16 protein-coding genes are annotated in these 13,035 nt (G+C 39.8%); 12 read left to right on the top strand and 4 right to left on the bottom strand.

Annotated elements, in window-relative coordinates:
* Together ACZFYI_RS07340 and ACZFYI_RS07345 are read right to left on the bottom strand one after the other, a co-directional pair.
* Positions 1-1,768 (bottom strand): ABC transporter permease (locus ACZFYI_RS07340; RefSeq protein ID WP_462523474.1); only part of this gene is annotated, 1,768 nt, incomplete at its 3' end.
* Positions 1,761-2,438, bottom strand: a complete 678-nt coding sequence (locus ACZFYI_RS07345; RefSeq protein ID WP_462523475.1) for an ABC transporter ATP-binding protein — start codon at positions 2,436-2,438, stop codon at positions 1,761-1,763. The genes ACZFYI_RS07340 and ACZFYI_RS07345, both read right to left, overlap by 8 nt.
* A 140-nt stretch (positions 2,439-2,578) precedes the next feature.
* Between ACZFYI_RS07345 and ACZFYI_RS07350 the strand changes: the two genes are divergently transcribed.
* Genes ACZFYI_RS07350 through ACZFYI_RS07360 form a run of 3 tightly spaced genes read left to right on the top strand, consistent with a single transcriptional unit; the run spans position 2,579 to position 3,848 of the window.
* Entirely contained in the window at positions 2,579-2,806 is a 228-nt protein-coding gene (locus ACZFYI_RS07350) for a DUF433 domain-containing protein (protein ID WP_462523476.1), read from the top strand.
* Positions 2,803-3,168, top strand: a complete 366-nt coding sequence (locus ACZFYI_RS07355) for a DUF5615 family PIN-like protein (protein WP_462523477.1) — start codon at positions 2,803-2,805, stop codon at positions 3,166-3,168. Before ACZFYI_RS07350 ends, ACZFYI_RS07355 begins: the two co-directional genes overlap by 4 nt.
* Positions 3,169-3,179: 11 nt before the next feature.
* Positions 3,180-3,848 (top strand): arylesterase, encoded by a 669-nt coding sequence (locus ACZFYI_RS07360; RefSeq protein WP_462523478.1) that lies wholly within the window; start codon positions 3,180-3,182, stop codon positions 3,846-3,848.
* A 103-nt stretch (positions 3,849-3,951) separates the two neighbouring features.
* Here ACZFYI_RS07360 and ACZFYI_RS07365 read toward each other — a convergent pair whose 3' ends face one another.
* A complete protein-coding gene (locus ACZFYI_RS07365; RefSeq protein WP_462523479.1) occupies positions 3,952-4,308 on the bottom strand; it encodes a YraN family protein in 357 nt (118 codons plus the stop codon).
* Between the two features lie 83 nt (positions 4,309-4,391).
* Between ACZFYI_RS07365 and lipB the strand changes: the two genes are divergently transcribed.
* The 9 genes from lipB to ACZFYI_RS07410 all read left to right on the top strand — a co-directional run bounded on the left by lipB (position 4,392) and on the right by ACZFYI_RS07410 (position 12,447).
* A complete protein-coding gene (gene lipB / locus ACZFYI_RS07370) occupies positions 4,392-5,108 on the top strand; it encodes a lipoyl(octanoyl) transferase LipB (protein ID WP_462523480.1) in 717 nt (238 codons plus the stop codon).
* Positions 5,109-5,264: 156 nt separating this feature from the next.
* Positions 5,265-5,666 (top strand): hypothetical protein, encoded by a 402-nt coding sequence (locus ACZFYI_RS07375; RefSeq protein ID WP_462523481.1) that lies wholly within the window; start codon positions 5,265-5,267, stop codon positions 5,664-5,666.
* 145 nt (positions 5,667-5,811) lie between these two features.
* Complete coding sequence (locus ACZFYI_RS07380) at positions 5,812-6,546, top strand: 3'-5' exonuclease (RefSeq protein ID WP_462523482.1); 735 nt, start codon at positions 5,812-5,814, stop codon at positions 6,544-6,546.
* 226 nt (positions 6,547-6,772) lie between these two features.
* The gene (locus ACZFYI_RS07385) at positions 6,773-7,930 is read left to right on the top strand and encodes an ATP-binding protein (RefSeq protein ID WP_462523483.1); all 1,158 of its coding nucleotides are present in this window, start codon (positions 6,773-6,775) and stop codon (positions 7,928-7,930) included.
* 66 nt (positions 7,931-7,996) lie between these two features.
* Positions 7,997-8,245 carry a hypothetical protein gene (locus ACZFYI_RS07390; protein ID WP_462523484.1) on the top strand — a complete coding sequence of 83 codons (249 nt, stop codon included), beginning with the start codon at positions 7,997-7,999 and terminating at the stop codon, positions 8,243-8,245.
* Entirely contained in the window at positions 8,242-8,643 is a 402-nt protein-coding gene (locus ACZFYI_RS07395) for a PIN domain-containing protein (RefSeq protein WP_462523485.1), read from the top strand. The genes ACZFYI_RS07390 and ACZFYI_RS07395 overlap by 4 nt, the downstream gene beginning before the upstream one ends.
* Positions 8,644-8,649: 6 nt before the next feature.
* A complete protein-coding gene (gene rnr, locus ACZFYI_RS07400; RefSeq protein ID WP_462523486.1) occupies positions 8,650-10,842 on the top strand; it encodes a ribonuclease R in 2,193 nt (730 codons plus the stop codon).
* Entirely contained in the window at positions 10,814-11,803 is a 990-nt protein-coding gene (locus tag ACZFYI_RS07405; protein WP_462523487.1) for a polyprenyl synthetase family protein, read from the top strand. Before rnr ends, ACZFYI_RS07405 begins: the two co-directional genes overlap by 29 nt.
* Before the next feature lie 14 nt (positions 11,804-11,817).
* Entirely contained in the window at positions 11,818-12,447 is a 630-nt protein-coding gene (locus tag ACZFYI_RS07410; RefSeq protein ID WP_462523488.1) for a rhomboid family intramembrane serine protease, read from the top strand.
* A gap of 34 nt (positions 12,448-12,481) precedes the next feature.
* On the opposite strand, the gene ACZFYI_RS07415 is transcribed toward ACZFYI_RS07410, so the two are convergent.
* Complete coding sequence (locus ACZFYI_RS07415; protein WP_462523489.1) at positions 12,482-12,793, bottom strand: HPF/RaiA family ribosome-associated protein; 312 nt, start codon at positions 12,791-12,793, stop codon at positions 12,482-12,484.
* Positions 12,794-13,035: the final 242 nt, after the last annotated feature.

Here is a 13,035-nt window from a genome sequence, read left to right on the forward strand (position 1 = left end):
ACAGTCTTTCCGAACTGATCAAAGTATCTCGGTAGGTCACCCTAAATTCCCTGTTATATAATCCTCTAGACCTTTTTTCCTCCTCAGGCAAGGTGTCATTTCCTTTTTTGGTAAGACCATTGATGGATTCCAATCCCATTGTAACAATCGGTACCTGCTGCATGATGGGAAGGTCCTTACTTCTAATCTTATCAGCGACAGCCTCCACCTGATGCGTTTGAATATCAAAAAGCAGCATATTGGGTTGGTCTTTTTTGTCAGCAAATTTCGCTTCATCAAGCAATTGGTTTTGGACAAAAAACAAAGTGCTGATCATGGCTGTACCCAATCCTATCGTCGCTATTAAAGAAACGGTCTGGTTATTTGGCCTATATAAATTAGCCAAGGACTGCCTGATAGGATATTGAAGTGAAATCGGAAGAAATCTCCGAATCAGCCACATGATCCCAAGAGCCACACTCCAAAGTATCAAAAAAGCAAACACAACAAATCCTGTGAAGCCCAATGCAAGTTTCCAACCATTAAGCAGGTAAAAGCTAAAGCCAAAGACAAACAATAAGATTCCTAATACAACGGCCCAACGCAAGGGATCCTTGTTGATCTTGGTCTCTCCTTCCTCAGGCCGCAAAGTAGCCATCGGAGATACTTTCCTGATTTTCAATAAAGGAAGTAAGGCGAAAAGAATAGAAACCAACAGTCCGGTGATTACCCCAAATCCGATACTTTTCCAAGAGAGCGCAATCGTAACATCTACAGGAAGAAAATCCGCAAATACGGCGGGCAAAATAAATTGTAAAATACTTCCTAAAATGGATCCAAAAAGGGCTCCTGCCAATCCCATAATCACAATTTGCACCAAATAAATCTTCATCGCAGTCCAGGCCGAAACACCCAAACATCTCAAAACCGCTACTGAAGCCAGTTTTTCTTTGACAAAAACATTAACAGCGCTCGCTACACCGACACAACCAAGAAGCAAAGCAATGAAAGCTACCAAACTCAGGAAATTGGACAAGTTTTCAAACGAACGGCCGGTTTGCCTTTTTCGGTCTTCAACAGTATCTGCATCTACTTTTTCTTCTTCCCATTGCTCCTCATATTTCTTTACCAATTCGTCAGGATTGGTCAAATCATCCAATTGATAGTACCTGACGTATTCCAGCCTGCTGCCGTATTGGATCAGCCCTGTGGCTTCCACGTATTCCATGGGAATATAAACAGCCGGAGCTACCGTTGCTGTAATCCCTGTTTGTCCGGGGACTTTTTGTAATTCGCCTTCGATGTAAAAGGAAAGGTTACCTACTTTGATGCTATCTCCAATCACGGCATTGAATTGCGCCATCAGAAGCTTTTCAACCAAAGCCCTTTTGCCTCCTTTTCGAAAGGAAGCTTCTGCTTCAGCGGGGATGGTTTCCAGTTTTCCATAGAAAGGAAAATTCCCTTCCAATGCCCTGACCTGTGTCAACCTGCTTGCCCCTGTGGATGGAAAAGCCACCATACTTGCAAAGTTGATCTCCTCTGCAGTGGCAATAGCCAGGGAATCTGTAGGCTGTGGCCCAAGAGGTTTGTTGTTTTCCAATACCAAATCTGCCCCGACCAATTCTTTGGATTGCTGGTCGATTCCTCTTTTGAGATTTTCACCAAAAGAACTGATTCCTACCAAAGCGGCAATCCCCACAACCATCGAGGATACAAATAGTAGGAGCCTTGAGAAATTTTTCCTAAAATCCCTAAAGGCCATTTTCAAGACCCAAGAAAAATCAGACATGGCTGCCCTCCTGGATTTTACCGCCTTTGATGTTGATGATGCGATTTGTTCGCTTTGCAAGTTCCGGATCGTGGGTCACAAGAATGAGGGTTGTACCCTGCTCTTTATTCATATCAAAAATCAGATCTTCGATCATTTCGCCTGTTTCGGTATCGAGATTTCCTGTTGGTTCATCTGCAAATAATATCTTTGGTTCATTGGCAAAAGCCCTTGCGATGGACACACGCTGCTGCTCACCTCCGGAAAGCTGTGATGGATAATGAGTCACCCGATCACCCAAACCTACTTTTGTCAATAACTCAACCGCTTTTTCTTTGGCATCTTTTCTTTTCTTGAGTTCAAGGGGCACCATCACGTTTTCCAATGCTGTCAGGGTAGGGAGTAATTGGAAATTCTGAAAAATAAAGCCAATGTTTTTGCTACGGACTTCGGCCCTTTGGTCCTCGGACAGCTTTTCAAAAGCATTCCCCGCCAACACTACAGAGCCGGTACTTGCAGAATCCAATCCTGCGCAGAGGCCAAGTAGGGTTGTTTTTCCACTACCGGAAGGTCCTACTATGGAAATACTTTCTCCTGCCTGAATATCAAAATTGACCTGATCTAAGACGGTCAGTTTTCTTGTGCCGCTTTGGTAGGTTTTGGACACATCCTTTACACTCAAAATGCTCATAAAAATCTATGTGGGTTGGTTTGGACAATAACACCATGAAACGACCAAATGGTTTGATTCGTTGGGTTTAAATATAAAAGGAAAGGATGGGGTTTGAACAAAATAGCTGAAAAATTGTAGATTTGAGAAAAAACAAGTTTATGAAATATCAAAATCGAATCACGATCGATCCTGAGATATGTCATGGGAAACCATGTATAAGAGGAATGAGGTGGCCGGTAGAGGTTTTACTGGATTTATCTGCATCAGGAATGAGTGTGGAAGAAATAATTGAAGATCATCCTGAATTGGAGAAAGAGGATTTCTTAGCTGTCTTTGAATTTGCAAAATTGGCAATCTCAGGTAAATCAATTAAAGAGGTGGCATGAGGTTTTTGTGCGATGTACACATTTCATTCAAATTCGTTAGATTTCTGAATTCGATAGGATTTGAGACCGTCCATGTGAATAATATTTTGGATGGATTTCACTCTAAAGATGCTTTAATTGCCAGATATGCGGATGAATTTGGTCTGATAATTATATCAAAAGACATTGATTTCAAGAATGATTTTTTCATTAAAGGTTCGCCAAAAAAGTTAATAAAAGTAAGTTTGGGAAATATGCCAAATCAGGAATTTCAAGATATTTTTCTTCATGAAATAGAAAAAATCAAATCAATAAGTCAATCTGAATCATTTATTATTGAAGTGGATCCTTCAGGTTGGACATATATAATTTTAAAAAATTAGCCCCTATTCATATGATTAAATCATCCATAAAAATATTACTTTTTTTATTTGTTGTTGTTTCCTCATGTACCACAAAAAGAGAAAAAACCGCTGAATCAGAATCAGCCTCAATACCCGAAACAGTTCAATCAAAAAAACTAATCCTCTTCTTCGGAAACAGTCTTACCGCCGGATATGGGATTGAGGCAGAAGATGCTTTTCCGGGATTGACAGCTGCTAGGATTGACAGCCTTGGTTTGAATTACAGGGTTATCAATGCCGGATTGAGTGGGGAAACTACGGCAAGCGGATTGAGTCGTTTGGATTGGTTTTTGCAAGAGCTGCCTGCAATTTTTATTTTAGAATTAGGCGGAAATGATGGATTGCGGGGAATAACTCCTTCAGAAACCAAGAAAAACCTGAAAGGCATTATCCAATTGGTGAAAAGTAAATATCCTGAAACGATTGTTGTTTTGGCAGGCATGCAGATTCCACCCAATATGGGGCATGAATACACCAAAGAATTTTCGGGATTATTTCCTGAGGTAGCGTCTGAAGAAAATGTAAAATTGATTCCTTTTCTATTGGAAGGCGTGGCGGGGAATCCTGATCTAAATCTTCCTGATGGCATCCATCCTACGGAAGAAGGTCACTTGATCGTTTTTGAAACAATTTGGAAAAGTATCGAAAATCTACTTTAGAAAAAGTATTGAAAACTAATTTGGATTCAAAGGGTACTCCCAAATAAACAAAAGTCATCATTTAAACTTTTTCACCTTTTCCCCTTCCTTTTTCTTCATTTCTCTAATAAAAAGCATCCTCAAACTGCCTGAAATTGACATTCCCTTTTTGGTCACGATATACGCCTACGATGTCGAACCGGATGTCTTTGTGCCAATCGCGTTCATAGATAAAATTATCGGCAGCTTTGATCAGAAGCTTTCTTTTGGTTCCGTCCACGAACTCCTCCGCATAGCCAAACCCTGTACCGCTTCGGTATTTCACTTCAACAAATACCATAATCCCTCTGTGCTTAAAAATCAGGTCAATTTCTGCATGTCCGCTCCGATAGTTGGCCTCCACAAATTCATAACCTCTGCCCATTAACCAGTCTTTTGCGAGGTTCTCAGCCTCCTTTCCTTTGTCGTTATGCTCTGCCATATTGATATTTGTTTATTTTTGGTGCATCAGAAAAGAACCATCACTTTACTGTGGCTGTTCTTAATCAGAATTAAATAAAAACTGTGAATCAAGTTATCAATAAAAAAGTTAAGTTCATCGATCTTGGCAAAAAGGATTACAAGGAAACTTGGGATTTCCAGGAAGAACTCTTTTCAAAGACCGTTGCACTTAAAATCCAAAACCGTCAGGCCGATCCTGAATCGCAAATAGTAACGGACAATTACCTGATTTTTGTCGAGCATCCGCATGTCTATACTTTGGGTAAAAGCGGGGAATTATCAAATCTCCTCTTGGATAAAGAAGGGCTAAAAGACAAAAATGCCACTTTTTACAAAATCAATCGGGGTGGCGATATCACTTATCATGGCCCCGGTCAGTTGGTGGGCTATCCTATTATTGATCTTGACAATTTCTTCACCGACATTCACAAATACCTGAGACTTCTCGAAGAAGCCATCATTTTGACTTTGGCTGAATATGGGATCGAAGCAGGAAGAATCGAGGGATTGACAGGTGTTTGGCTGGATTTCCTCGAACAGAAAAACCCAAGAAAAATCTGTGCACTTGGCGTAAAATCCAGCCGGTGGGTGACCATGCATGGCTTTGCTTTTAATATCAATTCAGACATCAGCTATTTCAACAATATCGTGCCTTGTGGTATTCCTGACAAAGCAGTCACCTCCATGCACCTTGAACTCGGTTATCAGGTGGATGAAAACGAAGTAAAACAAAAAGTCAAAAATCATCTTGTTGTATTATTTGAGATGGAGTTGGACTAAATTTTCGAAATACGGTTGAAATAAGTTGAAATACGGTAGATATAAAATTGAAATAAAGTAGAAATAGGATTGAAATAAATTTGATAATAAGATTAGCATTCACAGTTGATTTGAATTGTCTTGTGTCTCATGTCTTATGTCTCACATCTTGAAAAAATGAAAAAAGACATCGATTTTCACCCAGTCACAGGAGTAAAGCTCGCCATTGCCAAAGAAGAAATCAATGGCAACACCGAATGGTCTGTCTATATCATCAATCTCAACATGATTGAATTGAATACTGTGATGATTACTTCAAAAGGTTATGGACTCATCGGGGGAGAAGAAAAGAAAACCTCGGTATTAAGGCATATGATACAAGAGCTAGGATCTGAATCTATGGCCAAAATCGAACCGATTGATCCTGCACTTTTTGCCTTGACCAACGAATACTGGGTGAGTTATTATATCCTCGATCAGATTTTCGACAAAAAATTCATTTTCGCTGTGGGCAGCATGTATCCTACCAACTTGAGTTTTATTCCAGAATTGGGTTTGGAAGGTGTGCTCCACAGTTAAAATTAATCCTAACTTTTTGGTTAATTTTTAATATCACTATTTGATTCTTTCCTAATATCCTAATATCTTAAGATCATGATTTCTGGGCAAGGCTGAAAAACCATTTCCTTAAGCCGAGAAATATTCATTTATAAAAATATTGGATATGGGAAATTTTTTAAGTGAATTGGGAGATATACTATTCTTGGATATTGAGACTGCTTCTTTGGAGTCAGATTTTAAGGAATTGCCTCTACGGCTACAGGAAGAGTGGCTCAAAAAAGAAAAGCATATCAAACTCAAGGATGAGGAAATTGAACCGGGAAGCCTGTTTTTCCAAAAAGCAGGAATCTATGCTGAATTCGGTAAAGTCATCTGCGTGGGAGTCGGGTACTTTCATTATTTGGAGGAAGAAAACAAATTGGAATTCCGAACCAAAAGCTATGGGGAGGAATCAGAATACGATACCTTGGCATCCTTTTGTGAATTGCTTCAAAAGAAAAAATGGATTCTCTGCGCCCACAATGGAAAGGAATTTGATTTTCCCTACCTCAGCAGAAGGATTTTGGTCAACAGAATCCCTCTTCCAGAACCTTTGCAGATTGCAGGCAAAAAACCTTGGGAAGTCCGTCACTTGGACACTTTGGAACTGTGGAAATTCGGGGATTACAAGCACTACACCCGACTTGAATTGCTTGCGGCCATTTTTGACATCCCTACTTCCAAGGAGTCCATCGACGGTTCTCAGGTTAATGATGCTTATTATATTCAAAAAGACTTGGAATCGATAAGGAAATATTGCCTTCGTGATGTGGTGGTGACAGCCCAGATATATTTGGCTTTTCAAGGACTGCCACCTGATATCGAAATGGAAGTGATTAACAGGGACAATGAAGGATAATCCAAATCAGTAACTACATAAGGCAAATAAGCCCAAATTGACTCTTTTCAAACATGTAAAAACTAATGAAACACATGTCAATTCAAAATTTAATTCGTGCAATTTCAAAATTCAATACGTGTTAATTCAAAATTAACTTCATGTAATTTCAAAGTTATACTCATGCAATTTCAAAATTTAGCTTGTGTTATTTCAAAATTCAGCATACCTTTAAAACAAAAAAGACATGCTAATTTCAAGGGATATTGTGTCGGCCATCAAAACTCTGATTCCCAAATACCCTATCATTGCCCTGACCGGACCGAGGCAGTCCGGCAAAACGACTTTACTGAAAAGTCTATTCCCTGATTATCGCTATATCAGTCTGGAAAATCCTGATATCAGAAATTTTGCTGAAAAGGATCCAAATGGTTTTTTGGCCGAATATGACCGGCATGTAATCTTCGATGAAGTCCAGCGGGTTCCTGCGTTATTTTCTTATATCCAAAGTATCGTGGATGACAGAAGCGAGGAAATGGGCATTTATGTGCTTTCAGGCTCACAAAATTTCCACCTGATGAACAGCATTACCCAAAGTCTAGCAGGTAGAGTAGCAATCTTTAAATTATTTCCCCTTGATTGTCAGGAACTGGAAAAAGCAGGATTGCTTGGGGATGATTTTTTAGCCCCATTGATCAAGGGATTTTATCCGGCCATATACGACAGAGACATTCCTTCGAGGGTCTTTTATTCCAATTACATTCAAACCTACATCAACAGAGACGTAAGTGAGCTGATTGCAATCAGAGACATGCGTGGGTTCCAAAATTTCCTTGGACTCTGCGCTGCAAGAGCTGGACAATTGCTCAATCTAAATGCATTGGCAAATGAAAGCGGGATAAGCCAACCGACAGCCAAAGCATGGCTTTCGGCATTGGAGCAAAGTTTCATCACTTTTCAGCTTTATCCATATCATAAAAATTTCAACAAAAGGATAGTCAAAACTCCAAAGCTCTACTTTTATGATACAGGATTGCTTTGTCATCTCCTCAAGATTACCAAAATCGAAAGCCTGCTGACACATCCATTTAAAGGTGCGTTGTTTGAAAATATGATGATCTCGGAATATGTAAAACAAATGCACCACCGCAACAGTCCCGAAGATCTGTGGTTTTGGAGGGATTCGGGAGGAAACGAGATTGATCTGATGGTGGATAAGGGCGATGAAATGGAGATATTCGAGTTCAAAGCATCCCAAACCATCAAAACTGAGATGTTTGATGGGCTGAACAAGTTCGAAGAAATCTCACAAATCCAAAACCTGAAAAAATTCTTGGTATATGGCGGCAAGGAGTCACAAATACGAAGCAGCGGTAAGTTGCTTTCTTGGAAGGATTTTGGTTAATAAAACCAAATTGGAACCAATTCTGCTTTAAGTTTTTTATTAACTTTAGAAAAAGTAAGTGAGACAATGGAATCTACCACAGTAAAAAGCCTGAAAGAAACGGTTTTGGAAAGGATTGAAAGTCTTTCTGAGGTTGACCTTAAAGTTATTGATGGAATGTTAAATCAATTGGAAAACAAAACTTCAAAGAAAGATAAAATCCTTTCATTTGCAGGATTGTTGGATACGCAGAAAGATGCAGGGCTAATCAAAGAATTAACCACTGACCTGACCAAAACCAGATTAAAAGAAACCAGAAATTTTGAATCACTTTGAAAAAATCACTTTTAGATACAGATACAATCATCAACTTTTTCAAGAAAGATATTAATACCCTCAAAAACGCCACATTATACCTTGCTGAGTTCAATAGCTTTATAATTTCAGAAATCAATTATTTTGAATTCAAAAAAGGAATTGAATATAAAGGATCCGAAAAGCAAAAAATTGCTTTTGAACAATTTGTAGATGAGATTGAGGTGTTAAATATTTCAAGAAATACAGTTAAAATTTCAGCTTCCATTTATTCGGATTTAAGGAAAAAAGGAGTCACAATCGGTTCATCTGACTTACTGATAGCAGGGATTGCAATCCATTCCGACCAACAACTAATCACAAACAACACAGCCCATTTCACACAGATTCAGGGCTTATCATTACACAATTGGAAATAAACTTTCATGGGAAGAAAATCAAATAAACAAGGTCAAAAGGGCAAAAAAAGCGGAAAGGTGATCGATGCCGCCCAGCTGGCAAAAAAAGTACTCAACTTTTTGGATAACAATTACGGCAAAGAATTCAACGCCAAACAGATTATCAAGAAACTTGAAATCAGGGACTCTATTGCCAAAGGTGGTGTAGAACCGATGCTACATAAACTCGCCGCGGCGGGCAACATATCCAAATCACCTCGGAATTATTTTGCTTCGGTCAAAGAACCGGAATTCATCGAAGGGGAAGTAGATTTTGTCAATCCGCGCTTTGCATTCATCAAACCTGATGCAAAACATGGATTTGAGGAAGATATCCTGATCAAAGAAGCAGACCTCAAGCATGCCCTTGACGGTGACCGGGTCAGAATAATGGTCTATCCTGTCAAAGGAAGTACAGGAAGGCTTGAAGGAAAAGTATTGGAAATCGTCAGCCGAAGCAGGGATGAATTCGTGGGAAGGGTAGAAATATCCCCAAGATTCGCCTTCGTGGTACCTGATTTCAAAAAGATGCATTATGACATTTTTGTCCATAAAGGTGACCTTGGTGGAGCCGAACACAACCAAAAGGTTGTTGTCAAACTTACTGATTGGCGCGAAGATGACAAAAATCCAACAGGTAAAGTCACCCGAGTTCTCGGCAAAGCCGGTGAACATGAAGTCGAAATCCATTCCATCATGGCAGAATTTGGATTGCCATTCGAATATCCGACAGAAGTCGAAGCAGAGGCTAATTTGATTCCGGAAGAAATTTCACCTGAAGAAATCAAAAACCGACGTGACATGCGGGGTATCCCCACTTTTACCATCGATCCTGTCGATGCCAAAGATTTTGATGATGCGATTTCCTATCGGGTTTTAGACAACGGGAATCTTGAAATCGGTGTCCACATAGCCGATGTGACCCATTATGTCAAGCCAAAAACCAAATTGGAAAAAGAGGCCTACGAAAGGGCTACTTCGGTTTATTTAGTGGATAGGACGATTCCAATGCTTCCTGAAAGACTTAGCAACGGGCTTTGCTCTTTGAGACCCAACGAAGATAAGCTGACTTTTTCCTGTGTCTTTGAAATGGACGAGAATGCGGATGTTCTGAATAAATGGATTGGCCGGACGGTGACCCATTCGGACAGGAGATTTGCTTATGAAGAAGGGCAGGAAAACATCGACAAACAAGAAGGGGATTTCTATCAGGAACTCACGATTTTGAATGACCTTGCCAAGAAACTTCGTAAAAGAAGATTTGATAAGGGTGCAGTCAATTTTGAAACTGTGGAAGTCAAATTCAAATTGGATGAAAAAGGAAAACCACTTGGCCTTTTTGTAAAAGAAAGAAAGGATATCCACAAGCTCATCGAGGAATTTATGCTTTTGGCCAATAGGACTGTGGCAGAATTTGTCTTTAACAAAAACAAAGGCAAGGATACTTTTGTATATAGAATTCACGACCATCCGGATGCGGAGCGCTTGGAGACTTTCGCCAATTTTGCCAAGAAATTTGGTCATGAAATGAAAATCGGAGAAGGAACCAGAATTTCCATGGCTTTGAATAAACTCATGGAGGAAATTCTCGGGAAACCGGAACAAAATGTCCTTGAGCAACTTGCAATCCGAAGTATGGCCAAAGCCAAATATACCACAGAGGCAAAAGGCCACTTTGGCTTGGCATTCCAACATTATACCCACTTCACTTCCCCTATCAGAAGGTATCCTGACATGATGGTGCACCGGCTATTGCAGCATTATCTTGACGGAGGCAAATCTCCCGAGGCGGAATCTTGGGAAGATAAGTGCCTGCATTCATCAGAAAGAGAAAAAAGAGCAGCAGATGCAGAACGTGCCTCTATCAAATACAAGCAGGTCGAGTTTATGTCTCTTGCGGAGGAAAAAGACTATGAAGGCATCGTGACAGGCGTGACAGAGTGGGGAGTATTTGTAGAAATCACCGAAACCAAATGTGAGGGAATGATCAGGGTTCAAGACATGAAGGATGATTATTACCAATTTGATGAAAAAAACATGCGTCTCATTGGGACAAGAAATAAAAAAATGATCACTTTGGGTGAAAAAGTAACTGTCCGAGTAGTAGCTACGGACATTGACAGAAGAACCATAGACCTGGAATTTGCAGATAATGAACCAAGCAGAAATAAGCGTAGATAAAATCCTTCGTGATTTAGAACAACATATACAAAGCCATTCTTACGGCCAATCACCCAAAGAACTCTACGAGCCGATTTCTTACATCATGAGCTTGGGCGGAAAAAGAATCCGACCCCTGCTTACCTTGATGGCTTACTCACTTTATAAGCTTGATTACCTGAATATCATGAATCCGGCAGCTGCTGTGGAGGTTTTTCACAACTTTACCCTGATGCATGACGACATCATGGATGACGCCCCGCTCCGAAGGGGAAAGGCAACCGTACATGAAAAATGGAATGCCAATACTGCGATCCTTTCCGGTGATGTCATGCTTGTCAAAGCCTACGATATGCTTTTGGACATTGATCCAAGCAAATTTCGGGAATCAATCCGCCTTTTTAATCAGACAGCAGCTGAGGTTTGTGAAGGACAACAGCACGACATGAATTTTGAAACCCAAGATGCCGTCTCGGAAGAAGCATACCTCGATATGATCAGACAAAAGACAGCCGTTTTGTTGGGATTTGCGCTTCAGTTTGGGGCAATTTTGGCGGATGCCTCTATTGAGGATGCGCAGAAACTCTATGACTTCGGCGTGAATATCGGTATCGGTTTTCAACTCAAAGATGATCTGCTGGACGTCTATGCCGACAAAGCCAAATTCGGTAAGCAGGTCGGTGGCGATATCATTTCCAACAAAAAGACTTTCCTGCTTATCAAAGCCAAAGAATTGGTTGAGGGAGATGCTAAAATGAAATTGGAATCCTGGCTGGAGGCTAAGACTTTTAACAAAGAAGAAAAAGTCGCTTCAGTAACTTCAATATATGATTCTTTGGGAATCAAAGAACTGACCGAAGCAAAAATGAAAGCTTACTTCGACAAAGGTTTTGAGCAATTTGCTTCCCTCGAAGTTCCAAATAAAGAGATCTATAAATCCCTTTTACAACTCACCCAAGACCTAGTTCACAGGGAAAAATAACCTCAGATTGTTTTATGGAATTATCAGCTACGGTCATCATCATTGCCATTACAGTATTGACTTCCTACCTAGCCTGGCAAAAGCCTTCCCAATTGGATAGGTGGATGTTTACACCTTATTTGATCAAAAACAAAAGCCAATGGGACCGCTTTGTTTTGTCCGGCTTTATCCACAAGGATGGCACGCATTTGCTTTTCAACATGTTTACTTTCTATTTTTTTGGAAGGGTAGTTGAAAGTTTTCTTACGATCAAATTCGGACAAGCAACAGGGATAGGATTGTATATTCTATTTTATATCGGGGCGATTGTAATTGCAGATATCCCGACCTATTTCAAACATCAATCACATTCCTATTACCGTGCTTTGGGTGCTTCAGGTGGAGTTGCCGCGACTGTATTTGGCAGCATTATTTTGACGCCGCTTTCAGATATCTGTCTGTTTGGATTGCTTTGTCTGCCGGGCTTTGCTCTAGGTGTTTTGTTTTTGATTTACAGCATTGTTCAGGCCAAAAAAGGAAATGATGGCATCAACCATGACGCACACTTATATGGAGCGCTTTTCGGAATTGCTTTTATCCTGATCGTGTCCCCACAAAGCGCTTTGAACTTTATAGATCAAATAAAAAGCTTCAGGCTTTTTTAACCTGAAGCTTTAAATAAATTTTCTGAAAAGATTCCTATTTATCCTTTTGGAGCATACGGATATTTTTGTCAGTGACAGCCCTTAGCATCGTATTCCATCTGTCTTTTCCTTTTTCTTCAGAATAAACATCCGGACCGGGCACGCCCACCCGCATTCCTAAAATTCTTTCTGCAGTTTTCCCTGTTCCTGAAATATTAAAATAAATATCGACAGCATTGATATTGTCAGTAAACCTTGAAATTTTATCAATGGATTTTCTTATCTGTGCCTGCAAGCCATCCGGAAGATCAACCTGTGGAGCCTGCACATCAATTTTGATTCCTTTGTAATTTTCTGTGTAATTCATAATTATAAAATTTAAGCTTCTTTTAATTTTAAGACTTTCTAGAAAAATAAAGCTACAGGAATTTAAATTTTTACCCAACCAAAAGCTTTAAACAAAACAAAATTATTTGACAAAGAACATTTTTTGAATCTATCCAAGAAATCAGGTAAAGTGAAGGATAAGAATGAATAATAAAATTCTTTGGCTATTCATCATCATGTGATTTAAAAGTGAATAAAAAAAAGGCTGTTTTATTTCATGGG

The organism is Aquiflexum sp., from assembly GCF_977115555.1.